Source organism: Sphingobacterium sp. NPDC055431, from assembly GCF_053644255.1.
The window spans coordinates 18,296-44,313 of record NZ_JBSHLH010000023.1; the positions used below are offsets into that span (position 1 = coordinate 18,296).

Below are 26,018 nucleotides of genomic sequence, written 5' to 3' on the forward strand. Positions count from 1 at the left end.
GATGTTGTTGTATTAATTAGCAAAATTGATTGTTCCCAATGCTTTTTGAATATCTAGTTTGCTTGACAGTACGGCATACAGCGAGTTCAAGTAATTCAATTGGCTTGTTTTCAAGTCTGTTTCCGCAGTCATCAGCTCTAGATAGGTCTTTACCCCTGCATCATATTGTAATTTGATCGTAGCGTATACTTCTTCTGAAAGCTCTACGTTTTCTTTTGCATTTCTCCATTCATTGATATTGGCACGGTAGTTAGCCATGGCAGCGGAATATTGAGCACCGATCTGGTTTTCTAGGTTTTCAATGTCCATATCAATTCTAGATTCCAACAACTCTGATTTTCGGATTTCTTGCACGCGTTTTCCTCCTTGGAAAATAGGGAAGGATAGGCTCAGGCCAAAGCTGGACTGTGGAAAGTTGTCGCCATACAGGTCTGCGAATGAATTGTTTCTATAGTTAAGACCGTAGTTTGCAAAGGCTCCTAACTTAGGAAGGAATTGCCATTTTTGATACTGTGTGTTCAGTTTTTGGATGTCCTTCATGGTCTGCAATTGTCTCAATTCAACGCGGTTGTTATAGTTCATGACATCTGTGGTATCCATCAGGACATTGGATTCCATGTTTTGGTTCTCGAATGATAGCGTCAAACCGTTTGTTGGGTTCATGCCCAACAAGGTCTTTAGATAATCATATTTATATTTTCTAAACTCCAATGCAGATTTTAATTCAGCTTTAGCGTTGTTCAAAGAAATCTGGGCTCTTTTATAATCTGTTTTATCGACCAATCCAGTTTCATAACGTGCATTGGCCTCCGTGTACTGGCGGTTCAGGCGTGCGATGTTTTCCTGGATGATGTTGATCTGTTCTTCGCTTGTTAAGATATCGTAATAAGCTTTGCTGACATCGACTACGGTATTGATTTTAGTGTCTTCAACGCTAAGGTCATTTTGTTGTCTGATGAATTTGGCAGCCTTAGAAGCTTGGAACAAGCCTGGGTTAATTATTGCTTGATCTGCTTGAAAGGTCAATGCGGAGGTATTGCTCTGTCCCATTGCAATGTTCTGGCCGTTGATATTGGCGGTTGGCAATTGCGTAAAGTGGGTGAGGCTACCGTTGGCATTGATTTGCGGGAACCAACCCGAAAGGGCTGAAGCGATTTCGCGTTCGCCGATTTCCTGGTCGATCTGTGCCTGTCTGATTTCGATTTTGTTTTCCAATGCATATTGGATCAATTCGTCCAAGGTGGCATTACTGTTCAGGTTATTTGTCGTTTGGGCAAATACTGATCCTACAGAGATCGCAGTAAAGGAAAGATAAACTAATAAGTCCTTAATTCTAAAATTCATATATATTATTTTTTAACCCCGTTCCAAATGATGTCTACCATGGTTTCAATTTCTTGATCAGTAGGTTTTGATTTTTCGTATAAGCAGCCCCTAACCAGGGAGATAGCTACGCCCAAGTAGGCAGATATTAATAGTCGAACATTTAAATCTTTCAAATGTTTTAAGCGGACCCCTTCATCTAAAAAATGAAGCAAAACGTTTCTTTCGGACTTTTGTTGGAAGATGTTTTTACGGATACCTTCATAGAAAGGGGATCCATAGAATTGTTCCAAAAACCCGAAATGGTCTAGGTTGTCCAGATAGTACAACACGAGGTTTCTCCAGATTTGCTTGAATTTTTTTTCGTACGCCAAGGTAGGATCTATGGCTGAAAAAACCTGATTGTTCAATTTTTCTTTACAATACCAGTATAATTCTAAGATTAAATCCTCTTTGGAAGGGAAATAATGATAGATCGAGCCTACTGCTACGTCTGCATCTTTAGCAATCTTGCTCATTGGAGATCCGTGAAACCCATGAGTATTAATTAGTTTTAGTGTGCTAAAGAAGATCTGCTCTTTCTTTTCTGTCAATTGAATGTTCATTCGGTTGCAAATGTAGGCTTTTTTTTGAGGCAATTGTGTCACGTATTCGTTATAAATGCGATTAAATCGGATGCTATGTTAAGAAATTGTTAAATATTCAATTTCCCCTTGACGTGTGTATTTTTTACACTTACCTTTGTAGTATCATAATTTAGGTTTATAATTGGTTATTAAAGGTTTTCATTCTCCCCGTTTGAAAACCTTTTTCTTTTTTCAGGGGTTTGTGTAAAGTGTTGAGGATGAATGGGTAGGGTTGGTTTTGAACCAGGATGGAAGGGATAAGAGGATAGACCAAGATCTGGGTTTGAACCAGGATGGAAAGGATGAGAGGATAGACCAAGATCTGGGTTTGAACCAGGATTAATTGGATAAGAGGATAGACCAACACCATCTTTACAATATGGCGCTGGAATGTGCCCCCGACAGTAATGCCGACTTTCCAACAATTAGCTTGTTTTTTTTCTTAATGACTTATTTGCTTTCCTTCAGAAAGGTCTAGTGTCTTATGTCTATTGTCTATTGTCTCTCATTCACAATTGCGCAAAAACTCTTCGATTTCTTCTTTTTTGAAATGGGTTTTGCTATCGCCGAAATAGGTGGTGACATAGGTGAGGACATAGGCGATATCGACAGCAGAGAGTTCGGGTACTCCTGGCATCTGTTGATTGTATAAGGTATTGTTGACTTTGATTTCACCGGACATGCCGTTTTTGACGATGCAGGCCAATTTGCTTCTGTTCTCGTTCAGGAACTGGGCGTCGGTAAGGGGAGGGTATAGTTTGCCCAGTCCTTCTCCATTGGCGCCATGGCAATTTTGGCAATGCTTGACATAAATTTTCTGTCCGTTGGTAGCATATTGCATCGTTTCCACACTTAGATCTGTATTGCAGGAAAACAGAAAATAAAGCATGGAAACGAGTGCAACAGAACCTATGAAGTATCGAGCTATCATTATTTGTATTCTGCTAATATGACATCAAGATCTTCCAATAGTTGTTTTACTTGTTCATCGTTGGTGCCATCATAAGCGCCACGGATTCTTTTCTCAGGATCAATGATCACTAGATACCCTTGATGGTCATAGCCTCCTGGAGCATTGGGATCTTCTTTGGTGAAGACCATGTATTTTTCGGATATGCCGTAAATATCAGCTTTGCTTCCGGTCACAAATTGCCATTGATCATTATCGACTCCCAGTTTAGTAGCATAATCCTTCAGAACAGATGGTTGGTCATATTTGAAGTCGATGCTGTGGGAAAGGAAAGCGATCTTGTCATTGCCTTTGTATTTTTCGTATGCCTTCAGCAAGTTACGTTGCATGGTAGGGCAAATACTTGGACAGTGGGTAAAGAAGAAATTGGCCACATAGATCTTGTCCTTGAAAAAATCTTGGGTCAAGTTTGTGCTATCCTGGTTTAGGAAAGAGAAATTAGGGATGGTATGATAAATGGTGTCAACGACCTTTTTGCCATCGACTTCTTTTTCAACTGGACTACGTTCACCATAGATAGGCAGTTTTCTTTCCGTGGGTCCACAGGAGAATAATACAATACTGGCCATACATGCGGCAAACGCTCCGCCTAAGTACTTTTTCATTTTGTTTTTATTAATTGAATGCTGCTAATGAAGTTTTGATTTGTTCTGAAACGCGATCGAATTGATTTTTCATTGCGCTGATTTTGTCAACCTCTTTTTGTTGATAGGCTTCATCTTCGTTCATTGCATCATAATCCTTCATCCAGGTCATCATATGGTCTGTTGCATTCTCGATGCTATCTTTCAGGTTTGTCAGGTCAACACGAGTTTTTGCGGTATCCAAGTCGGCCTTAGTTGCCTTGATCGTTGCCAGGTTGCTGATGATAGAGTCGATCTTAATGGTCGTTTTATCAAACTGTGATATTTGAGGCATGATTTCATCATGGATAGCAATTGCCTGTTCAGAAAGTTTTTGATCCTTGTTTTCAACCTGTTTGTTTTGACAAGAAGCAAATGCAATGGAAAATGCTGCACTTAATAAGATTAATTTTTTCATGATTAATTAAATTATAGTTCTATACTCGATTTCTCAATTTGAGTAGGAGCAGGATTTAAAGATTCGAAGTTAAAGTCCAGGTCACGGATATAGATTTCATTATGAGCGACGGCACATAAGGTTCCGTGTTTGTCAAAGACTTGGGTCTGAAAGGTTCTGACCACTTTTCCTTCCTTTTTAATGGTTTGCAGGGTTTCATCCAAGATTTGCTGATTAAGGCGGATGTTTACCTCCAAGTCAAACCTTCCGGGCTTGATATAGTCGATATGGGCTGTTTTTAACCAAGCCACAGTTCGCATTATTCCCTGATGTTTGAAATATTGGTCCAAAAGGATCGGGTAGAAAGGGTCGATAGCGGAAAAGATAGTCCCTCCAAATATGGTTCTATTGGAATTGATGTTGAGAATGCTTCTGTTGATCTTGACATCTGCCCCTAAGAAATTGTCCAGAATCCTGCGCACCCAGATGCGTTGGAAAAAGAAAGGTGGGTACAATCTAAGTCCCCACTTTAAAGTATTTGGAGATACTTTCATGGCGATAAAAATACAGTTAATTTCTAACAAAAAACATCGTTCTATTGTAATAAAAGAAAGTCTGCCTTATATTCAATAAATATTCCTGGATTATGGACGCTCAAAAACCTAACAAGAACGTATGGATATTGATTTTTGTGGCCGCATTGGGCTACTTTGTTGATATCTACGACCTCATTATTTTCTCTATCGTCCGTATACAATCTTTCAGTGATATCGGGGTGCCAGCAGATCAGATGCGCAGCAAGGGTGAATTTGTTCTCAATATGCAGATGGGAGGTTTACTGATCGGGGGTGTGATATGGGGCGTGTTGGGTGATAAATATGGAAGACTGAAGGTCCTGTTCGGTTCCATCCTGCTATATTCCATTGCCAATATTGCCAACGGTTTTGTCCATGATGTCACGACCTATGGAATAATCAGGTTTGTTGCTGGTATTGGATTAGCGGGTGAATTAGGGGCCGGAATCACCTTGGTTTCTGAAAGCATGCACCGAAAGAAGCGCGGCTATGGTACCATGATCGTGGCTGGAGTAGGGGTCTTAGGGGCGATTTTGGCCTACTTTATCTCCGAATGGTTCAGTTGGAGGACCGCTTATTTTGTTGGTGGCGGCATGGGGATCCTATTGTTATTTATGCGTGTGGGGGTTTTGGAATCGGGCATGTTTTCCTCCTTGGAGAATAAGTCGGTACAGAAGGGCAAGATATCGATGCTGTTTAACAATGGGGATCGATTTAGAAGGTACCTGTATTGTTTGTGCATCGGATTGCCGATTTGGTTTGTGGTGGGAGTCCTGGTCACACAGGCACCTGAAATTGGGCAGGCTTTGAATGCGCAGACGACCCTGAGTGCGGGGAAAGGAGTGATGTTTACTTATCTGGGGATTTCTTTAGGTGATTTTCTTGCAGGCTGGTTAGCCCAGATCTTTAAATCAAGGCGTAAGGTTGTTTTTATCTATCAACTATTGATCCTCCTATTTTCTTGTATCTATTTGACCCGGCAAGGGATTTCAGAACAGGAGTTTATGTGGTTGGCATTCTTGATGGGGCTGGGTGTGGGTTATTGGGCAACCTTTATCACTATTGCAGCAGAGCAGTTTGGAACCAATATACGTTCGACGGTTACTACTACAGCGCCTAACTTTGTGCGAGGTGCATTGATTCCTTCGACATTGATGTATGGGGTATTGGTAAATTGGGTGGGTATTATCGCTGCGGCCATGATCATGATCGTCTTGCTGTCATTGATCGCAATTTTTGCCCTTACGCGATTAAAGGAGAGCTTTGATAAAGATCTTGACTATGTGGAAGAATAGGGAGGAAGAATAGCTTTTTTTATTCAGATCTACCTGGGCATTTTTTGCATCTCTTGCCCTTTTTATATTTCTTACAACATTTTTTAAAAACCTGTTCTCCATTGGAGTTAAAAGGAGAGTGACCCTTCTGGTCTTCAAAAGGGTTGTTTTCTAAAATATGCAGCTTGATCATGGTCTCGTACATGACGCAAAGATAGCTAATTTAGATTAATTAAAAATAATTATCCTATTCTTTTTCTGAGTTCGATTGCAATATCGTTGGTGAAGGTTTGAATGACAAGTGGGTCATCCACATTGTTATGGATAATTAGGTCACATTCTTCACGGTGAGGGAGAAGATATTGGTTGTATGAAGGGACCACATGGTTGATCCATTTATACATAACATCGTCATGGTCGTAGCCACGTTCTACAAGGTCACGTCTCAATCTTCTTTCGAGAGCGATGGGTTCATCGGCATCCAAAAAGATCCTATAGTCCAGCAGTTCATTAATTTCCTCATAATGGAAAATAAACAGGCCTTCAACCACCAGGATAGGGGCAGGTTTGATTTCCAACATCTTGGGCTCTAGATCAGGATTGTTGAAGGTGTATTCTTTTTGGAATACCGTATTTCCTTCAAAGAGTTCCTTGATGTGCTGGTAGAACGACTCGCGGTTGATAGAAGTCGGCAAGTCAAAATTATAGAGCCTATTTTCTTCTTTTGTTTTGGTATTTGCAGGGATATAGTAATCATCTTGAGAGATCAAGGTGACTTCTTCTTGCGAAAAATGATTTAAAAAGCTTTTTAAAAAGAAAGTTTTTCCTGAACCGCTGCTTCCAGCGATTCCAATTACATAGGGTTTGTCCATTTTTTAACTTGCACTAATTTACTGGTGCGCCGTAGGCAATTTCAATAAGGAATCGTTTATCAAGTGCTCCAATATAAGATGCTGCGGATTTGGAAAGAATAACAATAGCATCTCTGCTTTCTGCAGTATCGGAGAATTTTCCTACAACTTTCGCAAAGGTAACACTTTTTGTCAATGGGTTTGTAATTTTTAGAATTGTACCTACTGGCGCTGTACGGTGCAAAGCCAGGTTACTGCGGCCACCGGACTCCAGGTTTTCCATCCAGATGCCTATACCTTTTTCTTTTTTCTCGCGGATTCCGTAGCGATTAGTTTCGAATTCGATCTCTTCCTTGGAAATGTTTTCAGGGATAGGGAGGTTGATGGCCGCTGGTGCGGTTTCTTTCTGGATTACGACCACATTGCCATCTGGAATCTTTAAGGTCTGACCTTCGCGAACGGTGTCTGAATCCAGGCTGTTCAGCTTTTTAATGTTGTCTACTGTGGTTGAAAAACGCTTGGCGATTGAATATAGGGTTTCATTGGATCCAACCTTATATTCGGTTAAGATCTTAGCCTGAATGGTTTCTCCATTGGGATCTCCCAAAGGCTTTGAATCCCTATTGATGGGTTCGTTCTGAACAACCGCCGGTTTATTGTCCTGTTTTTTTTCTTCCTCCTTAAAAGGGATATAGACGGCATCACCTACGCGTAAATTCTTTTTATTGTTGGCATTCATGATATCCTTCACGGGAATGCCGTAAATCCTGCTCAGTTGATAATAGGTATCCTTTGCAGTGACACTATGTTCTATAAAAGTTTTTCCGTTTACTACTGTTTTCTTTTGACTAGGATTGCTGGATTGAGCCTGTGCCAGAGAGATTCCAGCGAATAAAAAAGCAGCAGAAAATATAATAATAGTCTTTTTGTAAGACTTTTTAAATAATCGTTCTTTCATCATTGAATGCAATTATACTAAATATGAAACAATTTCTCTCTTGTTAAAGGACATAAAGAAGACTTGACTTCCTAATTGGAAATAGGGTTGGGGAATCATTTTCTCCATGTCATGAAGTATGACTTGTTGATCTAGTATCTGGTTTAAATTACTTGTTGCCAAACAAAGGTCGAAATGGTCATTTTTCTGCTTGTGGTAACACCAAAGGAAATGGTGTCCGCACTTGCTCAACCAAAGGGGACCGATGTTATGCTCATTTTTTAGAAATCGTGGGGTCTGTTGATACGTGACTGGGTACTGTACTTTGTTGCATGCCATATCAAACTGAATGTCGTTTGCGGAGCTGTATTCTCCATTCTTGATATTGATGGCAATGCTTTCTCCAGAGGAGATGCTACGGTGCCTGGCATGGATGTAATCTTTGAAAACATCGAGTAAGACAAACTCATAGCTGCTGAAGATAATTTCATTGTTATGGATCTGGATGATCTGTATCCCTTCTTGCACCGGTGTCTGTTCACCGATCCGCTTAAGGATCAAATAGCCATTTTGGATGGAATCCAGTGTCCATTCCTTTCCATCTGCTTGGCATGGTGACATGAGGCAATTTCCTTCGAAATCGAACACAAAGAAAGAAGCCAGAGTAGTCTCCACATCCCTAGTTTCTATAGCTACATAGGGCTTTACGGAGTCAATCTCTATTTTCCAGATATTCGTAGGGAATGCTTTCTCGAAAATTTTATTTATCGTATATTTAGTCATCCGATGACAAGCAAATTCGGTAAAAAACACTATTATGAACAAATTTACAAAATACATTTTAGGTATTCTCGTCATTTGCTTTGTGAGTTTCTTTCAATCTAATGCACAGACGGTTTATTCTGTGCCAATCAAGGAAGATATTGGTCCCAATGCATGGCGTACCGTGAAAAATGCGATAAAGCAAGCCAAATTGAACAAATCAGCGTATTTATTGATCGATCTTAATACGTTTGGTGGTGCTTTGAATTTTGCCGATTCTATTCGTTCTAGCCTATTAAACGAAAATCAGTTCAAAACTATTGTATATGTTAACAATAATGCTGCTTCTGCAGGAGCATTGATCTCATTAGCAGCGGATTATATTTACATGCACTCGGGTGCAAGCCTAGGCGCCGCATCGGTGGTGAATCAACAGGGCGAAGTCCTTCCGGAGAAATACCAATCTTATATGCGTGGCCTGATGCGGGCGACCGCTGAAGCAAAAGGGAGGGATCCGAAGGTTGCCGAGGCATTTGTAGATCCCGCTATTTCGGTTCCTGAGCTTAAAGAAGATGGTACATTATTGACCCTGACGGCCTCTGAAGCTGTCAAGATTGGGCTGGCCAAGAAAGAAGTGAAAAGCCAGGTGGATATCTTTTCGGATCTCAATATTGAGAAGCCAGAGGTCACTGAACATAAGCTTACTTGGGTCGACTCTTTGATTGCCCTTTTGATCAATCCCTTGGTTAGTGGTTTGCTGATCATGGGAATTATTGGAGGGATCTATTTTGAGTTACAGGCTCCAGGAATTGGATTTGCCTTAGTGGTTGCCTTGGTCTGTGCTGCTTTGTTCTTTGCTCCGTTGTACCTTCAGGGCCTAGCGGATAACTGGGAGATTGCCATCTTTGTCTTAGGTGTCATACTCCTCGTGCTTGAAATATTTGTAATTCCAGGCTTTGGGGTCGCTGGTATTGCGGGAATTATATTAGTTTTATGCGGATTGGCTTTCTCAATGGTAGCTAATGATTATTTTGATTTTAAACTTACCCAACCAGGATTATTGATGAATTCCTTTATAATAGTAATAGGCGCCATGATCTTGACCATTGTCTTGATGGTTATTTTTGGCAAAAATGTATTGCAATCTCCAACCTTCAAACGACTGGTCTTGCAAGATGAACAAAAAGCGGATGAAGGTTATACCTCTTCAGTTGCTAAACCTAATCTGATCAATAAGGTTGGGGTGACCAAAACGGTCCTGCGCCCAAGTGGAAAAATAGAAATCGACAATGTATGGTACGATGCGGTTTCCCTAGATAGTTTTATCGATGTAGGCGAAGAGATCTATGTCGAGAAACATGAAAACTATAACCTCTTTGTAAGGAAGTTGTCAGAGCGTAAAGCGTAAAAAAGAAGTGAGATTAGAGATTTGAGAAGTGAGATATTAGGTTCATTGAGGGATTCAGTTGAGCTGTCGGACTTGGTCTAAATACTAAATACTTTCTACTAAATACTTTTAAAAAATCAAAGCCCGGAATTATATTCCGGGCTTTGATTTTTTAAAACTTAGCGCCTAAAGTCAGGACTACGTTTGTTCGTGTATTTTTCACTTCTGCTGTTGGAATTGGACTGTTCCAAGAGGAGAATGTATAAGGGCTGTGGTTGTAGTTGAATTGCTTAAATTGCATTGCCGCTAAATCCACATATAAGGATTTGGTAAGGACATAGCCTAAACCTAAGCTTGCAATATAGTCGCTTTGGGTGTCACCTTTGTAAGGGGATCCAATCAGGTTGAAACCAGCGCGGGCAGCTAATTGATCTGTGATCAAGATTTCACCACCTACCTTGAAATTAAAGGTACCTTTGAAGGTATCATTGATATTTTTGTTTACTTCACTTTCAAATGTATAGTCAGGGTCGGTTACAATTTCGCGGTATTTAATGGACGAATAGTTTAGGTATTCCACTTCGGCAGAAAGCAGGCCCCTTCCAAAGAACTTGGTAAGACCAAAAGCAGTCTTCCAAGGAGAAACTACGGCATAGTCATAGGATTGACCATAGTTCTTGGAACCGTAGCCTGGGTGTAAGGAAGTGGTTGTGTTTTCGTCCTTATAGTAATCCACTATAGTTTCAATATTGCTATCTTCTTGGATTTCCGTCCAGGTTGGGGTGGAAATGTTGATACCGATATTCCAATCCCAAGTAGGTTTGAAAATAGCTCCTAATCCGAAATTAACACCCGAACCTTTTAGAGTCAGGTCATTGAAGTCCGTTAAGTCATAGCTGATGTCGGTATATTTATTGGCAGGATCATTCGGGTTCGCAAAATCTGTATCTGGATTATCAGCCTTGATCTCTGCAGCAGTCTTGGTCCATCCTTTTTCTAATAAAGTAGCTTTAGAATCATATTTATAAGATATGAATCCGAACCTTGCACCGATATATAATTTATTGCCATAGTTGGCACCGAAGGAAACATTGGTGTTATATTTATAACCTGTTGTCACTAAATCCATCTGTTGGTTTTTAGGGTCAGCTTCCAAAACGGTAGGAAAGTACCTGCCATTAGCGCCAGGACCTTGTTCCACTAGGTATGAATTCCAGAAATCCTTTGCGAATACATCATCATCCTCCATAATATCCGTGTAGGAATGAACCAAAGAGTTTTGGTTGTTAGTCCCTGCATATTTCAGGTGATCGCTGAAATTATTCTGTTTGTCTATGCTTAAACCGACATTAAAATTTTGCCAGCCATAATCAGGATCATTATGCGTAGGGTAGTGGATGACAATACCTAAATTTTCCAGTCCGAACTTACCTTGACCTTGAGTTGTAGATTGGCCGAAAAAGTTTGATTTATTATTGTTGTTCAAATAGTTTACGGAAAGGGAGACATCGGACTGTCCGAAGAAACCAAGACCGGCAGGGTTTCCAGATACAGAACTGATATCGCCACCTAAGGCCGTATTAACCCCTCCCATAGCCTTAAAACGAGCAGTTCCATTTGTAATGTCTCTAGAGATCAACAAGGAATTGTCTACTAATGATTGGGCTTGTACGTTTGAATAGTTGTATGCGAGGGCAAGACAGGTAAGGGAGAGTAAGATTTTTTTCATTGTGTAATTTTGATCTTTTGTTTTTTTCTTAGGTCACTCAGGAACGGCGGCCAAAGATTGATAGAGGTTATATTAAAAACATTTATCCGAAAAAAAGTATAGCCAATATAAATTTATATTGGCTATACCATATATCTGTAGTAATTAGCGTCTGCTTCCGCTTCTTCCTGAAGAAGAAGAGCCACCGCCGCCACCAGAGCTTCTGCTGCTACCACCAGAGCTTCCTCTGCTGAATCCGCCAGAGCTACCTGAGCTACCGCGGTCAAAGCTTCCGCTTGAACGAGGAGTTGATGATCTGGTGCTTGGAGCTGAAGATCTAGAAGGTGTTCTGTTGATCGTACCTTGAGACCTACTAGAACCTGATCTTGAAGATGGAGTTCTATTGATCGTACCTTGGGATCTGCTAGAACCTGATCTTGAAGATGGAGTTCTATTGATCGTACCTTGAGATCTGCTAGAACCTGATCTTGAAGATGGAGTTCTATTGATTGTACCTTCTGATCTGCTTGAGCCTGATCTAGAAGAAGGAGTTCTACCTACAGTACCGCTTGATCTTGTGCCACTACGTCCTGAAGATACACCTGATCTGCTATTCACAAATCTTCCGCTTGCATCTCTAGTTACGCGGCCACTGTTTGATCGAGGGGCATATCCATTTGAATAACTTCTACCAGATGCTACGCGTCTGTTTCCGTAGTAGTTTCCACCATAGTATGCATTTCCGTAACCACCACCGTAGTAAGGGTGTCCCCAGTAATTATAGTAAGAGTTAGGGCCCCAATAGTTACCCCATCCGTAGCCATAATAAGGTCTTCCCCATCCGTAGCCGTAGTAAGGACTTCCCCAACCCCAGCCCATGCCAAGATATGGAGATCCCCAACCAAAGCCTAAGGACCAGCCAAATCCAGAGTTCCAGCCAAGGCCGAAACCAGAATAGCCATACCATGGGTCAAACCAAGGGTCGTAGTACATCATTCCTGGAGAATTGTAATAGAATCGGTTGATGCGGTTTGCATATTCTAAATCCTCAACACCGCCTTCTACATAATCCTCATCGGAGTATTCATCTGCATAATAATCTGATTGAGCAATGGATTCTTCGTCCGTGCCATCAGTATAGTAGTAATCTGGGCTTTGATAAACCGTACCATTGTCCCTGTTATTATAGACATCGTCACGGTATACTGTCCGGCTTGTTGTCGAACAGGAGCTAATCAGAGCTGCGAAAGCTAAGGCTAACCCTCCCAAAAATATCTTGTTGTTTTTCATGATTCTAAAACAGTTAAAATTCGATATTACAGTCATTAATTATTATCTTAGACCCGATTTTATCGTCAGGGTTTAATCTACCAATCAAAATTACAAATTATTTTTTTGCTTTGGTTATTTATGTGTTAAAGTACACGCAAACCCATGTTTTTGGTTAAAATACTATTTAAATTTTCGAATGAGTAAAGGGATAACAAGCCGTAGCGAAGATTATTCGCAATGGTACAACGATCTGGTAATAAAAGCCGATCTAGCAGAATACTCTGCAGTAAGAGGTTGTATGGTGATCAAACCATACGGGTATGCAATCTGGGAGAGAATGCAAGCCGTTCTTGACAAAAGATTTAAAGAAACGGGCCACTCCAATGCCTATTTCCCCTTGTTTATCCCCAAATCTTTCTTTTCTAAGGAAGCATCCCATGTTGAAGGCTTTGCCACTGAATGTGCAGTTGTTACTCACTATAGGTTGAAGAATGATGGTAATGGCAACATTATCGTTGATGAAGATGCTAAATTAGAGGAGGAATTGATCGTTCGTCCTACTTCAGAAACCATTATTTGGAATACTTACCGTGGATGGATCGAATCTTATCGTGACCTTCCAATCCTGGTGAACCAATGGGCAAACGTGGTTCGTTGGGAAATGCGTACGCGTTTATTCCTTCGTACAGCAGAATTCCTATGGCAAGAAGGCCATACTGCACACGCGACCAGCGAAGAAGCTATTGCTGAGGCAGAGCAAATGTTGGAGGTTTATGCTGAATTTGCGGAAGGAACCTTAGCGGTTCCAGTGGTTCGTGGAAGGAAAACTGAAAACGAGCGTTTTGCCGGAGCAATCGATACGTTATGTATTGAAGCCTTGATGCAGGATGGTAAAGCTTTGCAAGCAGGGACATCACACTTTTTGGGTCAAAATTTTGCAAAAGCTTTTGATGTGAAGTTTACTTCCAAAGAAGGAAAATTAGATTATGTTTGGGCTACATCTTGGGGAGTTTCCACTCGTTTGATGGGTGCTTTGATTATGGCGCATTCTGATGATCAAGGGTTGGTATTGCCTCCGAAATTGGCGCCTACACAGGTAGTCATCGTTCCTATCTATAAGACAGATGAAGAAAAGGCGAACCTAGATGCCTATGTCGATCAATTAACTGCTGCCTTGAAGCAATTGGATATCCGTGTGAAATATGATGATCGCGATACGCAAAGACCAGGGTTTAAATTTGCAGAATGGGAATTGAAAGGAGTGCCTTTGCGCGTAGCTCTAGGTTCTCGTGATATGCAGAATGGTACCGTGGAGCTTGCCCGTCGTGATACACAAACGAAAGAAACCGTTCAGCAAGCTGGTTTGCCGGACCGTATTGCTGCCTTGTTGGGAGAAATCCAAGATAATATCTATAATAAGGCATTGACCTTCCGTGATGAACATATCACTGAAGTAAATTCCTACGAGGAATTCAAACAAGTATTGGAAGAAAAAGGTGGTTTTATTTCTGCGCACTGGGATGGAACGGTAGAGACTGAGAAACGTGTGAAGGAAGAGACCAAAGCAACGATCCGTTGTATTCCTTTGGATGCTAAAGAAGAGGAAGGCGTTTGTATCTTTACAGGTAAACCTTCGAAACAACGAGTTTTATTTGCGAAAGCATATTAATATAATGAAATGAAGAACCTTTTGATATTGGGTTGTGGATGGGTAGGTGAAGAACTTGCTCGTCAGCTCAAAAAGAAAGGTTGGAATCTGTGGGTAACGACCCGTACAGAGGAAAAATACCATCGCTTGCAAGGCGATGGTATTTTTGCGTTTATCCACGACTTTGACAGGGATCTCAACCTGGATCTTCCAGTTGATGTCAGTTTTGATGCGATTGTCAACTCGATTCCAGCCACACAGAAAAATACGGAGGCAGAAATAGAGCATCGCTTTTCGCATGTTTTCAATATTCTATGTTCCTTAAATTACAAAAAGCATATCTTTTTGAGTTCCGTTGGTGTTTATCCTGATCAGGATGGCAACTTTGATGAGAGTTTTGTGGAAGAAGAATTGATGTCCCCAAAGCTTCGCATGGCTGAAAAGAAAATGATGAGCCTCCCTTATTCATCAACTTTTAGGCTAGGAGGCTTATTTGGGAAAGAAAGAATACTGGCTAAATACTTTCAGGATAAGGTGGTGCATATTGGGGATCAACCTTCAAATTTTATCCATTTGGATGATGTTGTTGGGATCATCGAGCAGAGTCTCGAAATCAATCTGCCAACCGTTTATTATAATCTGGTGGCTCCGGAGCATCCCTTGAAAAAGGAGGTGATCCTGAAAAGCGCCCAGAAATATATGTACAGTTATCCAAATGCTTTTGAACCGAAGGACAGTTTCCAAAAAGTGGTAAATTCAGATAAGATCATCAATTTGTTGAATTACGAGTTTAAATACCCTTCTCCATTAGATTTTTAATAACTTAGACCGACTAATACAAAATAATATGAATTACAAATTTGCAACCAAGGCAATTCATGCCGGACAGGAGGCAGATCCTACAACTGGCGCAGTAATGACGCCGATATACCAAACCTCTACTTACCAACAGAAAGCACCAGGTGACCATAAAGGTTATGAATACTCACGTGGTACCAATCCTACCCGTAAGGCACTCGAAGATTGTATCGCAGCGTTGGAAAATGGAAAGTTTGGTTTAGCATTCTCTTCAGGAATGGCCGCAACAGATTGTGTATTGCGCTTATTGCAACCTGGAGATGAGGTGGTAACCGGTGATGATCTATACGGTGGTTCTTACCGTATTTTCACAAAAGTTTATGAGCCCCTTGGAATTACCTTTAAGTTTGTCAATACTTCCGATGTAAAAGCAGTGGAAGATGCTATTTCAGACAAGACAAAATTGATCTGGGTGGAAACTCCAACCAACCCAACCTTGAAATTAGCAGACATCGAAGCTATAGGGAAGATCGCAAAAGCAAAGAAAATCCTTTACGCAGTCGACAATACTTTTGCCTCTCCTTATCTTCAAAACCCATTGGACCTTGGTGCTGACATCGTGATGCACTCAGTAACTAAATATCTTGGTGGTCACTCTGATGTGGTCATGGGAGCTTTGGTGATGAATGATGAAGAGTTGTACAAGAAATTATGGTTTTTCTATAATGCTTGCGGAGGTACTCCAGGACCACAGGATGCATTCTTAGTGCTTCGTGGTATCAAAACTTTGCACCTTCGTATGAAGGCTCATTGTGAGAACGGAAGAAAGGTAGCAGAATACCTAAAGAACCATCCTAAAGTAGAGAAAATCTATTGGCCAGGATTTGAAGACCATCCAGGACATGATGTTGCCAAGAAACAAATGAGAGATTTTGGTGGAATGGTTTCTATCGTAATCAAAGGAGCTGATTTGGCGGAAACATTCCGCGTCGCTTCTGGATTCAAGGTATTCACTTTAGCTGAATCATTAGGTGGTGTGGAATCATTGATCAACCACCCGGCAACAATGACCCATGGCTCGATTCCAAAAGAAACTAGAGAAAAAGTAGGTGTAGTCGATAATCTTTTACGCCTTTCGGTAGGGGTGGAAGATGCTGAAGACCTGATCGCTGATCTGGAACAAGCCTTATCGCGTTAATTTATTGTAATTATTATTTTATTTGCACACAGACTTTTGTACATTTGTGCAGCTTTAATAGGAGATTATCAATTATGGAAAATACAACTGTAGAAAGACCAGCAAAACATACGGACAATAATGCAAACCGTACCGAATATTATGTATCATTAACTATTGCCATCGTTATCGGCTTAGTAGGCGTGTTTATTCGTTTTGTACCGGATGTAATCCCTGCATTAGATCAATTAGGATCTGTATTCTCATGGATTGCTAACATTGCACTTCTCGTTGCTTCTTTCTTAGCATTCAAAGTTGTTTTTGCAATCTTAGGATTCAGCAAAAAGTAATTGCAAGATATACAATACAAAAAGAGAGGGCTAAACATCTGTTTAGCCCTCTCTTTTTGTAGTATTATTAGTGAGTATTTAGTAGTAAGTATTTAGTATTTAGACCTATGGGTATCAGTAGGAAAAGTTAAAGGGGCAATTTTCATTGCCCCTTTATTAATTCTTTTAGTGTCTAAATACTAAATACTTTATACTAAATACTAGTTAAAAATCGACCAAGTAGACCAAGGGATTCTTGAAAGGATCAATACCAATCCTAAGATATAGTAAATAAGCACTGTTTTGTTAGCGGCTTTTTGATCTGCTAATTTCTTAGCTTTAGAGTATCCCATTGTAATCAATACTAGACCTAAGATCATCATAATTGGATGTTCCAAAAAGTACAATCTAGCTCCGCTATTTTTCATGTTTTCTCCTGAAAAGCTGCTTAATCCCAGTGGGGATGTAAAGTATAATACCAAACCAATTACCAATTGAAGGTGTCCACTGATTAATCCGATTAAAGCGATCTTACGGTTGTAAGGCTTGTTTCCAGAGTAATTTACCAATGTAATGATGATTGCAATGACCAACGCTATTAACAATACAATAGCTAGGGTTGAGTGTAGATGTTTCATTCCTGTAAGCATAGTTTCAATTATATAATATTCACAAATATACTATTTTGAAAGGCGTTTGTCGCCTAATTCTTTAAACTCTGATTTTGCTTTAAAGTTAGGGAAAATTGTATCCATACTTAAAGTGTAGCCAATATCAAAAAATAATCGGATGTCGGCAATGATTCCATCGAAGTTCCAGTTGTCATCTAGTTCATCAGTCACGGCATGATAACGGCCTGCTAATGCCTTCTGACGGTTCTTGATTACGGTTGTGTCCGATTCTAAGTAATCCCCTCCACTGCCCATATATAGTCCAGGTACACCCACTTTTACAAAGTTGAAATGGTCAGAACGATAGAAACCACCTCCCGTAGCACTTCCTTCTGGTACCATCTTGCGGTTGAATTTAGCTGCCGAAAGGATGGCATAGTCTTCCAATTCTGTCTGACCTGTTCCAGTAACACGGAAACCGTTCATAGCACCTACCGGATTGAAGGAGTCCATATTAATATTGGCAACAGTTTTGTTCAATGGAAATACAGGGTTTTCTGCATAATATTGAGAGCCTAATAGTCCTTGTTCCTCTGCAGTAACCGCTAAGAACACAACTGAACGCTCAGGTTGAACCTTTGCCGCTTTAAAGGCTTTTGCCAATTCAAATAAGGCAGCCACACCTGTAGCATTGTCCATCGCTCCGTTGAAAATTGAGTCGCCATTGCTAGCTTCACCAATTCCTAGGTGATCCCAGTGAGCGGTATAGATAATGGTTTCATCAGGCCTTTTGGAGCCTTTGATCATCCCTAGGACGTTATTTGATTTAGACTCCCTGAAGCTATTGGCCAATTTAACATTGGTCGTCACATTCAATGGAACGGCCTTAAATCCTGGTTTTTTAGCTTGTTCCATCAAGTCTGCATTCAATCCACCCAATTGGAATAGTTTTTTTGCAGTTTCATTGCTTACCCAACCTTGGAATTTACTTAGGTTAGCACCTTTATTTTCTGGAACCAACGATAGTCTAGGTCCTGTCCAACCACTTCTTACCACATTCCAGCCGTAACTCGCAGCTTCAGTTTCATGAACTAACAAGATACCAGCCGCACCTTGACGAGATGCTTCCTCGAATTTGTAGATCCAACGACCGTAATAGGTCATGGTATCAGCTTTGAATAATGTTTTGTCATAGCGACCTGGGTCAGAGACCATCACCACAACGGTTTTGCCTTTTACATCAAGACCTTCATAGTCATTCCATTTATATTCAGGAGCCACGATTCCAAATCCAGCAAATACCAGTTCGGTGTTTTCTACATCGATGGTTTCCGCCATTTGGGGAGTACCGATTACATAGTCATCTAGGTATTGAGCTGTAAGATCACCGTTTTTACCTTTAAAGGTCAGAGTTGGATTAACAGGTTTAGAACTGATTTCCACCATCGGTACCTCTTGGAAATAGGATTCGCCATTTCCCGGATCTAAGCCAAGGGCTTTATATTGTTCTTGAATGTAATTTACGGTGATGGTATCGCCCTTGCTGAAAGGTAGGCGACCCATGAATTCATCCGAAGATAATTTAGCGACATAAGCTTTGTAGCTGTCTTCGGTGATAGCTGCTATAGCTGTCGAGTCTAAACTGTTTTTGTCATAGGAAGAACTGTCGCTCCCCGATTTACAAGATGCAAGTCCGAGTAATAAGGCTGCACTAATAAATAGTTTGTTGTTCATCATGATTGTTGATTATCAATTTTAGATTATTTGGTTATTGCAATTTAAGGATTTGATTCCATTTCGACCGGTTTTACCTCAGCAATAGGGTGAAATAGATAAATCCGTTGTGTTTTTACCTCCAGACACTTATATCTTTTCCGTAATCTCTCCAGTTTCTGGAAAACCCTTCCGTTTTTGATGCTGAAATAACTGTTGAATTCTATGCTGTCAATCGTTACGGTTTCAAATTCTGATTTATCGTAAGATTTCAAGACCTTATACAGGGTTAGGTCCGTACAACTGGAAGCTGCAGGATTGTTCATGTATTTGATCAAAGCCAAATGGATGTCTTCTGGGAATAGGTTCAGCTTAATGAAAGCATCCATTAAACTCTTGAAGTTGTTTTTCCATTCAGCGCCATGCGGCTTTACCTTGTTCTTATGCTGTTGCCAAGTTTTGAGGTGAGCAAACTCATGGACAGTCGTAATCAAAAAAGAATAGGGGTTCAGATCGTGATTGATGGTGATCTGATGGGGTTCGTTTTTGAAAGGAGAGCGGTAGTCTCCCAGTTTGGATGCTCTAGAACGAGTCACCTTAAACCTACAGGCAGTATCATTGATCCATTCAGAGATGATAGGAGCTGCGGTAGATGGGATGTACTTACTTAACTGTTTGCTAAAATCAGGCATGAAATACAAACATATCAGTTTTTTAGAGATTTCAGAATATTAATGCCTTAATTTTAGCTTGGGATGAGAATTATTTATATTTGATGAGGAACAGCATGTTAGGGATCAAATTGACAATTTCAACATGTTGCTAAAGCACAAAGGAGCGAATGTTAAGCAAACTACAGATAAAAAACTATGCATTGATAGATGCATTGGACATTAATTTCGACGACAAACTCAATATCATAACAGGTGAAACAGGAGCCGGTAAGTCCATTATTATGGGGGCGCTAGGTTTAATCTTGGGCAATAGGGCCGAGAGCAAGCATTTCTTCGATGAATCAAGGAAATGTATCATCGAAGGTCACTTCTATATCAAAGACTATAACCTTCAAGATCTTTTCAATTCTTTGGACCTGGACTATGAGGATACCAGTCTGATCCGTAGAGAGCTGCATGCCGATGGCAAATCAAGAGCTTTTGTCAATGATACACCTGTAACCTTGCAAACACTTAAGGTATTAGGGGAGAAGTTGATCGATATCCATTCCCAGCATGCTACATTGCAGATCAATACGGAATCTTTTCAGCTACTGGTCTTGGATACCGTAGCACAAAACCAATCTGTACTCGCTGACTATAAAAAGAAATACCAAGAATATAAACGTACGGTCGCTGAACTCAAGCAATTAGAAGAAGACTTGGCAAAGGCCCGGTCGGAATCTGATTATCAGCAATTTGTTTTCAACGAATTGGAACAAGCCAATCTACAAGACCAAGAGCAGGAAGGGTTGGAGGCCGAACAATCCCAATTGGAAAATGCCGAAGAAATAAAACGTCATTTTCATGCTGCAAGTTCAGAACTCCAAGACGGTGAAATCAATGTCTTGGACAGCCTTAAGCAAGCTTTGAGCTCTTTACAGAATGGTGCTCGCTATCTACCTTCCTCAGAATCCCTTGTTGATCGCCTGCAAAGCAGTTTGATCGAATTAAAAGATTTGAGTGCTGAAGTGGAGCAGGTAGCAGAGGGCATCAGTATGGACGAGGAACGATTGAGCATTGTGAATGAACGACTGTCTGTTTTGTATGACCTGCAAAAGAAACATCGCGTAGCTACTGTAAAGGAGCTTCTGGAGCTAAAGCAAGACCTCGAAAACAAACTGCAGGCTACCGATTCGCAAGGTGAACAGATTGAAGAATTAAAGGTGAAAATTGACAAGTTGCATCAGGAAATATCCAAATTGGCCGATCAATTGACCAAAAACAGGAGCAAGGCAACTAAGATCGTAGAGAAGGAAGTTCAAGATGTGCTATCCAGAGTTGGTATGCCACATGCTCAATTGAATGTTGAACTCAATCAATTATCGGATTTTAAATCAACTGGTCAAGATGAAGTATCCTTTCTTTTCTCGGCTAACAAAGGTCAAGCATTACAACCTATACACAAGGTAGCCTCAGGCGGTGAACTTTCCAGGGTGATGCTGGCCATTAAATCCTTGGTAGCAAAGACTTCAGCTCTGCCAACTATCATCTTTGATGAAATCGATACAGGTATATCTGGAGAAGTAGCGCTTAGGGTAGGGGAATTGATGGAAGAGCTCGCAGACAATATGCAGGTGATCAGTATTACCCACTTGCCGCAGATTGCATCACAAGGGAATAGCCACTTTAAGGTATATAAAGAAGATAAGGGCAATAAAACGAAATCAAATATTGTATTGATGAATGAGGAGGAGAGGGTCTTGGAGATAGCACAAATGTTGAGCGGTGCCAATCCGGAAGATACGGCAATTCAACATGCCAAAGAAATGTTGAAATAAGGAAAAAGGGGCATGATCAATCATGCCCCTTTTCTATATCTTAGTTACCAACATCTGCATCGGTTAATACAATCTTAACGCGCATAGCTTTTGGAGCTTCATTTAATTTATCCAAATCAACAGCGTTCAAAAAAACCTTTCCTACAGAATATGAGGCGTTATAGCCATGACCAAATAAGCCTTCTGAAGGGATGTTGTGGAATGTTCCAACTTGATCTTCAAACTGAATGGCAACACTAACGTGTCCATCTTCATAATAAACATCATCAAGGTCTGCTACTGGAATTACTGCTTCAAAATTGTTTGCTGAAATTCGTTTCCAGTCACTTGATGCCAATGGGTGATAATAACTTACCCCTGGTAAATAATTTGTCACATATTCCTTTGTACAAGAGCTAAAGCCTACTAAAGAAGCTGTACCAATTGCGAGTGCTAATAAAAGTTTTTTCATGAGTGGTAAAAGTTATTTTGTAAATAATTTCATTCTTCTTTCTTATTCAGACAGATAAACTGTAAGAAAGTTTAAAGAATAAAGCAAAAACATGACCACTTTTTGAAACTTTTCAATAAACAAAGATGTATTTCCTTATTGCTTGATGTTTTTCAGTCGGTTAACCGAAAAGATTTTGATAGCATTTCCTTCCTTGGTCAATAACTTTTCGTCCTTAAAATCGGCCAGCATCCTACTTATGGTCTCGTTTGCCGTACCTGCTAAGGCTGCTAGGTCATCCCTGGAAATCTTGATGGTGACTTCATCCGATTCATTGTCTGATTTCTCTGCCACATTTACCAAAGCATTGGCCACGCGCTTGCGAACAGAATCGTAGGCAAAACCCAACATCTGTTCTTCTTTCTCACGAATGTTCTGTGATAGGACTTTGATCAGTTTGGAGGCAATTCCTGGCTTTTTGTACAAGAGCTCAAAGAAATTATCCTTATGGATCAAGGCAATTTCTGCATCTTCCAACGTGGCTGAATTATCACCATACTTATCGTTCAATAACACAGATTCCAATCCGAAGAATTGATTTTCTACATAGATGTTGGTAGATAGTTCCCTGCCGTCCTTATAGTTCAAGAAGCTGCGGACTTTTCCCTTTTTAATATAATATACATAAACTGGAGTGTCTCCAGCTTCGTAAATGGTTTGTTTCTTTTTGATATTCTTGATCCGTCCATGATCTGCAAGATCCTGTAATAGATAAGCCTGTTCCTGTTCATCAAGCCTTAGGCTTTCCATATTAGGCGCAGTCTTAGATTGTAATTGAGCCCTTTTTTTGAAACGACTTTCTATGGCATTGAGCAATTCCATGTCATCAAATGGTTTGGTCAGGTAATCATCTGCCCCCATTTCCATGGCCTTGCGCAAGTCTGCTTTCTCAGTTTTGGCAGTAAGGAAAATAAATGGGATCTGTTGTGTGTTTTCATGTTTGCTCAACATATACAAAACCCCATATCCATCCAGTTCAGGCATCATGATATCACAAAGAATGAGATCTGGCTTATGTTTAATGGCCATATCTACTCCAGTTTTACCTTCTTCAGCTACCAATACGGAATACTCCCCGGTTAATTCCAATATTTCCGCTGTGCTTTCGCGAATGTCACTATTGTCTTCGATTATTAATATTTTCCTCTTTTCCATTATTCTTGGATAAAAAACATCTTAAAAATTGCTCCTTGATTTACTTCCGACCAATATTCCAAACGTCCTCCCATCAATTCAACATATCGCTTCACAATATTCAAACCCAATCCAGTTCCTGGAATGCTGCCCGTGTTATTGGCACGGAAGAAAGGCTCAAATAGACTCTTCTGTTCTTCCAGCGGGATACCGATCCCATTATCTTTCACCGTGACCAACAGCTGGTTTCTGCCGATCTGGGTGTTGAACTCAATAAAAGTATCTTCACCTGAATATTTAATGGCATTAGAAACCAAGTTGATGATACTGTTCTTCAAAAGATTGGGGTCGATGACAAAGTCAGATTCCTCACCGGTATGCTGATATAAAATATGTTGGTTTTTCTTACAGATCAACTGCATCTCCTCGGCAATCTCCTCACCAAGGTGTACTATGTTGGTATGCGATTTATTTACCATGACAACTCCCGCCTCAAGTTTTTCAAGGTTAAGGAAGTCATTTAATATCGTGTTCAATAATTGTACAGAACCTTTGATTCGGTTTGTATGCTTCTCAATTGGGCCATATTCCTGCTTCTCTACATAGCGATCGATCAACGATGCTGAAAGTTGGACCGAACTCAGGGGAGTCCTGAACTCATGCGAGGCCATGGATACAAACCTAGATTTCAACTGACTCAATTCTTTTTCCTTTTCCAAGGAAACACTGACATCAGCTTTTGCTCTCTCAAGCTCTGAAACCAGTTTGATCAGATCCTTAGTCCTTTCCCTCACTTTTAGCTCCAGCTCTTGGGTATGTTTCTTCAACTCATTTTGAGCCTGTTTCTCCTTGGTCAGATCGTGGATAAAGCCCGTAAATATTTTACGGTCTTTATAGAACACTTCGCTGACAGCTAAGCGAAAAGGAAAGGTGGAACCATCTTTTTTCAGACCTCTTACTTCGCGCCCAATTCCGATAATTCGTTTTTTACCAGTTTCTTCATAATTGGCAATGTAACGGTCATGGTTAGAACGGTCAGGTTCAGGCATCAATACCGAAATATTTCTGCCCACAACCTCCTCAGCTCTATACCCAAACAGCTCTAGGGCCGCAGGGTTGATGCTCTCTACAATTCCGTGATTATCGATCGTAATGATGCCATCAATAGCATTTTCGATGATCGCTTCTAATAGCCTAGCTGATTCCAACACGTTTTTATTTTACTAATTTTTTGTATTTGATTCGTTTCGGACCAATATCGCCTAAACGTTTCTTACGGTTCTCCTCGTATTCTGTATAGTTACCTTCAAAGAAATAAACCTGTGAATCTCCTTCAAAAGCTAAGATATGGGTACAGATCCTGTTCAGGAACCAACGGTCGTGGGAAATAATTACCGCACATCCTCCAAAGTTCTCAAGACCTTCTTCCAAAGCACGTAAGGTATTTACGTCGATATCGTTGGTAGGCTCATCCAGTAACAATACGTTAGAACCTTTTTTCAAAGTAATGGCTAAATGTACGCGATTTCGCTCTCCACCTGATAAAACACCAACTTTCTTCTGTTGGTCAGCACCATTGAAATTGAATTTGGATACATAAGCCCTAGAATTCATCGATTTGTTACCCAACATGATGTTCTCATTGCCGCCTGTGATATTTTCCCATACGGTTTTATTAGGGTCAAGGTCATCGTGCATCTGGTCAACATATCCCAACGAAACGGTTTCACCAACCTTAAATGTTCCGGTATCTGCCTGTTCTTGACCAGTGATCAAACGGAATAAAGTAGTCTTACCCGCACCGTTTGGACCAATGATTCCCACGATCCCTGCAGGAGGTAAGGAGAAGCTTAAGTCTTCGAATAAAATTCTATCCCCGTAAGACTTGCTAATCTTGTCTGCTTCAATGACCACATTACCCAAACGAGGTCCTGGTGGAATGAATAACTCTAGTTTTTCTTCGCGTTCCTTCGTTTCCTCTGATGCTAATTTCTCATAGTTATGCAAACGGGCTTTTGATTTGGCATGTCTCGCTTTCGGAGCCATCCTTACCCATTCTAACTCACGCTCTAATGTTTTCTGACGCTTGCTTTCGGTTTTCTCCTCTTGAGCTAAACGTTTAGCCTTTTGATCCAACCAAGAAGAATAGTTTCCTTTCCATGGAATACCTTCTCCACGGTCCAGTTCCAAGATCCAGCCCGCAACGTTATCCAAGAAATAACGGTCGTGGGTTACGGCGATAACCGTCCCTTTATATTGTTGCAAGTGTTGTTCCAACCAATCGATGGACTCAGCATCCAAGTGGTTGGTAGGCTCATCTAATAATAAAACGTCAGGTTCTTGTAATAATAGTCTGCACATGGCCACCCTTCTTCGCTCTCCTCCTGACAAATTGGCAATTAAAGCGTCAGGCTCTGGACAGCGCAAAGCATCCATGGCCCGCTCCAATTTGCTGTCCAATTCCCATGCATTTGTGGCGTCTATAATATCTTGTAACTCACCTTGTCTAGCCAAAAGTTTATCCATCTCATCAGGATTTTCATAAACTTCAGGAAGACCGAATTTCTCATTGATTTCCTCGTATTCTTTTAAGATCGAAGCAGTCTCGGCAACTCCCTCTTCTACAATCTCTTTAACGGTCTTTGTAGGGTCCAATTCAGGCTCCTGAGCCAAATAACCCACAGAATAACCTGGTGAGAATACCACCTCACCTTGGTAGGATTTATCCAGTCCCGCAATGATCTTCAATAAGGAAGATTTACCGGAACCATTTAAACCAATTACACCGATTTTCGCTCCATAGAAGAAAGAAAGGTAAATGTTCTTAAGTACTTGTTTGGATGGGGGATAAATTTTGTTTACCCCAGCCATTGAGAAGATAATTTTTTCGTCAGACATAGGTGCTTTGAAATTTTCTTT

General features: G+C 40.6%; 25 protein-coding genes. 7 read left to right on the forward strand and 18 right to left on the reverse strand.

Going from position 1 to position 26,018, the window contains the following annotated elements; genetic code table 11:
- Positions 1–12: 12 nt before the first annotated feature.
- From ACWIB3_RS16440 to ACWIB3_RS16465, 6 genes are all read right to left on the reverse strand, one after another.
- Positions 13–1,344 carry a TolC family protein gene (locus tag ACWIB3_RS16440; RefSeq protein WP_454292161.1) on the reverse strand — a complete coding sequence of 444 codons (1,332 nt, stop codon included), beginning with the start codon at positions 1,342–1,344 and terminating at the stop codon, positions 13–15.
- Between the two features lie 5 nt (positions 1,345–1,349).
- Positions 1,350–1,928: a TetR/AcrR family transcriptional regulator gene (locus tag ACWIB3_RS16445; protein WP_185210416.1), complete on the reverse strand. Its 579-nt coding sequence runs from the start codon at positions 1,926–1,928 to the stop codon at positions 1,350–1,352.
- A gap of 526 nt (positions 1,929–2,454) precedes the next feature.
- Positions 2,455–2,880, reverse strand: coding sequence for a c-type cytochrome (locus ACWIB3_RS16450; RefSeq protein WP_185210414.1), 426 nt, complete (start codon positions 2,878–2,880; stop codon positions 2,455–2,457).
- Positions 2,880–3,524 carry an SCO family protein gene (locus ACWIB3_RS16455; RefSeq protein ID WP_185210413.1) on the reverse strand — a complete coding sequence of 215 codons (645 nt, stop codon included), beginning with the start codon at positions 3,522–3,524 and terminating at the stop codon, positions 2,880–2,882. The genes ACWIB3_RS16450 and ACWIB3_RS16455 overlap by 1 nt, the downstream gene beginning before the upstream one ends.
- Positions 3,525–3,534: 10 nt before the next feature.
- Positions 3,535–3,960, reverse strand: coding sequence for a transposase (locus ACWIB3_RS16460; RefSeq protein WP_185218178.1), 426 nt, complete (start codon positions 3,958–3,960; stop codon positions 3,535–3,537).
- Between the two features lie 11 nt (positions 3,961–3,971).
- Positions 3,972–4,493: a DUF4442 domain-containing protein gene (locus ACWIB3_RS16465; protein WP_254529879.1), complete on the reverse strand. Its 522-nt coding sequence runs from the start codon at positions 4,491–4,493 to the stop codon at positions 3,972–3,974.
- Between the two features lie 92 nt (positions 4,494–4,585).
- Here ACWIB3_RS16465 and ACWIB3_RS16470 point away from each other — a divergent pair, with 92 nt between their 5' ends.
- Entirely contained in the window at positions 4,586–5,809 is a 1,224-nt protein-coding gene (locus ACWIB3_RS16470; protein ID WP_454292162.1) for an MFS transporter, read from the forward strand.
- 221 nt (positions 5,810–6,030) lie between these two features.
- Here the strand turns inward: ACWIB3_RS16470 and ACWIB3_RS16475 are convergent, their stop codons facing one another.
- Genes ACWIB3_RS16475 through ACWIB3_RS16485 form a run of 3 tightly spaced genes read right to left on the reverse strand, consistent with a single transcriptional unit; the run spans position 6,031 to position 8,359 of the window.
- Positions 6,031–6,660, reverse strand: coding sequence for a uridine kinase family protein (locus tag ACWIB3_RS16475; RefSeq protein WP_185210410.1), 630 nt, complete (start codon positions 6,658–6,660; stop codon positions 6,031–6,033).
- 13 nt (positions 6,661–6,673) lie between these two features.
- Positions 6,674–7,600 (reverse strand): DPBB and LysM peptidoglycan-binding domain-containing protein, encoded by a 927-nt coding sequence (locus ACWIB3_RS16480; protein WP_237219544.1) that lies wholly within the window; start codon positions 7,598–7,600, stop codon positions 6,674–6,676.
- Between the two features lie 9 nt (positions 7,601–7,609).
- Entirely contained in the window at positions 7,610–8,359 is a 750-nt protein-coding gene (locus ACWIB3_RS16485; protein ID WP_185210409.1) for a hypothetical protein, read from the reverse strand.
- A gap of 34 nt (positions 8,360–8,393) precedes the next feature.
- On the opposite strand from ACWIB3_RS16485, the gene ACWIB3_RS16490 reads away from it, so the two are divergent.
- Entirely contained in the window at positions 8,394–9,746 is a 1,353-nt protein-coding gene (locus tag ACWIB3_RS16490) for an NfeD family protein (RefSeq protein WP_185218176.1), read from the forward strand.
- 151 nt (positions 9,747–9,897) lie between these two features.
- Here the strand turns inward: ACWIB3_RS16490 and ACWIB3_RS16495 are convergent, their stop codons facing one another.
- Together ACWIB3_RS16495 and ACWIB3_RS16500 are read right to left on the reverse strand one after the other, a co-directional pair.
- Positions 9,898–11,454 (reverse strand): hypothetical protein, encoded by a 1,557-nt coding sequence (locus tag ACWIB3_RS16495; protein ID WP_454292163.1) that lies wholly within the window; start codon positions 11,452–11,454, stop codon positions 9,898–9,900.
- Positions 11,455–11,598: 144 nt separating this feature from the next.
- Positions 11,599–12,723, reverse strand: coding sequence for a hypothetical protein (locus ACWIB3_RS16500; RefSeq protein ID WP_313259880.1), 1,125 nt, complete (start codon positions 12,721–12,723; stop codon positions 11,599–11,601).
- A 178-nt stretch (positions 12,724–12,901) separates the two neighbouring features.
- Here ACWIB3_RS16500 and proS point away from each other — a divergent pair, with 178 nt between their 5' ends.
- The 4 genes from proS to ACWIB3_RS16520 all read left to right on the forward strand — a co-directional run bounded on the left by proS (position 12,902) and on the right by ACWIB3_RS16520 (position 16,678).
- Positions 12,902–14,374: a proline--tRNA ligase gene (gene proS, locus ACWIB3_RS16505; protein ID WP_454292164.1), complete on the forward strand. Its 1,473-nt coding sequence runs from the start codon at positions 12,902–12,904 to the stop codon at positions 14,372–14,374.
- 9 nt (positions 14,375–14,383) lie between these two features.
- Positions 14,384–15,172, forward strand: a complete 789-nt coding sequence (locus tag ACWIB3_RS16510; RefSeq protein ID WP_454292165.1) for an NAD-dependent epimerase/dehydratase family protein — start codon at positions 14,384–14,386, stop codon at positions 15,170–15,172.
- A gap of 28 nt (positions 15,173–15,200) precedes the next feature.
- Positions 15,201–16,349, forward strand: coding sequence for a cystathionine gamma-synthase (locus tag ACWIB3_RS16515; protein ID WP_454292166.1), 1,149 nt, complete (start codon positions 15,201–15,203; stop codon positions 16,347–16,349).
- A gap of 74 nt (positions 16,350–16,423) precedes the next feature.
- A complete protein-coding gene (locus tag ACWIB3_RS16520; protein WP_313190184.1) occupies positions 16,424–16,678 on the forward strand; it encodes a hypothetical protein in 255 nt (84 codons plus the stop codon).
- A 200-nt stretch (positions 16,679–16,878) separates the two neighbouring features.
- Here the strand turns inward: ACWIB3_RS16520 and ACWIB3_RS16525 are convergent, their stop codons facing one another.
- The 3 genes from ACWIB3_RS16525 to ACWIB3_RS16535 are packed head-to-tail and all read right to left on the reverse strand — an operon-like array spanning position 16,879 to position 19,673.
- Positions 16,879–17,295 carry a hypothetical protein gene (locus tag ACWIB3_RS16525; protein ID WP_214648495.1) on the reverse strand — a complete coding sequence of 139 codons (417 nt, stop codon included), beginning with the start codon at positions 17,293–17,295 and terminating at the stop codon, positions 16,879–16,881.
- Between the two features lie 42 nt (positions 17,296–17,337).
- Complete coding sequence (locus ACWIB3_RS16530) at positions 17,338–19,005, reverse strand: M28 family metallopeptidase (protein ID WP_454292167.1); 1,668 nt, start codon at positions 19,003–19,005, stop codon at positions 17,338–17,340.
- 41 nt (positions 19,006–19,046) lie between these two features.
- Positions 19,047–19,673, reverse strand: a complete 627-nt coding sequence (locus ACWIB3_RS16535) for a SprT-like domain-containing protein (RefSeq protein ID WP_185218171.1) — start codon at positions 19,671–19,673, stop codon at positions 19,047–19,049.
- A 149-nt stretch (positions 19,674–19,822) separates the two neighbouring features.
- Here ACWIB3_RS16535 and recN point away from each other — a divergent pair, with 149 nt between their 5' ends.
- Positions 19,823–21,475 carry a DNA repair protein RecN gene (gene recN, locus ACWIB3_RS16540; RefSeq protein WP_454292168.1) on the forward strand — a complete coding sequence of 551 codons (1,653 nt, stop codon included), beginning with the start codon at positions 19,823–19,825 and terminating at the stop codon, positions 21,473–21,475.
- A gap of 40 nt (positions 21,476–21,515) precedes the next feature.
- Here the strand turns inward: recN and ACWIB3_RS16545 are convergent, their stop codons facing one another.
- From ACWIB3_RS16545 to ettA, 4 genes are all read right to left on the reverse strand, one after another.
- Entirely contained in the window at positions 21,516–21,926 is a 411-nt protein-coding gene (locus tag ACWIB3_RS16545) for a hypothetical protein (protein WP_185210399.1), read from the reverse strand.
- 135 nt (positions 21,927–22,061) lie between these two features.
- Positions 22,062–23,120, reverse strand: coding sequence for a response regulator (locus ACWIB3_RS16550; protein WP_185210398.1), 1,059 nt, complete (start codon positions 23,118–23,120; stop codon positions 22,062–22,064).
- Positions 23,120–24,307, reverse strand: coding sequence for a PAS domain-containing sensor histidine kinase (locus ACWIB3_RS16555; protein ID WP_185211424.1), 1,188 nt, complete (start codon positions 24,305–24,307; stop codon positions 23,120–23,122). Before ACWIB3_RS16555 ends, ACWIB3_RS16550 begins: the two co-directional genes overlap by 1 nt.
- Positions 24,308–24,314: 7 nt before the next feature.
- The gene (gene ettA, locus ACWIB3_RS16560) at positions 24,315–25,997 is read right to left on the reverse strand and encodes an energy-dependent translational throttle protein EttA (protein WP_254529897.1); all 1,683 of its coding nucleotides are present in this window, start codon (positions 25,995–25,997) and stop codon (positions 24,315–24,317) included.
- Between the last annotated feature and the right edge of the window lie 21 nt (positions 25,998–26,018).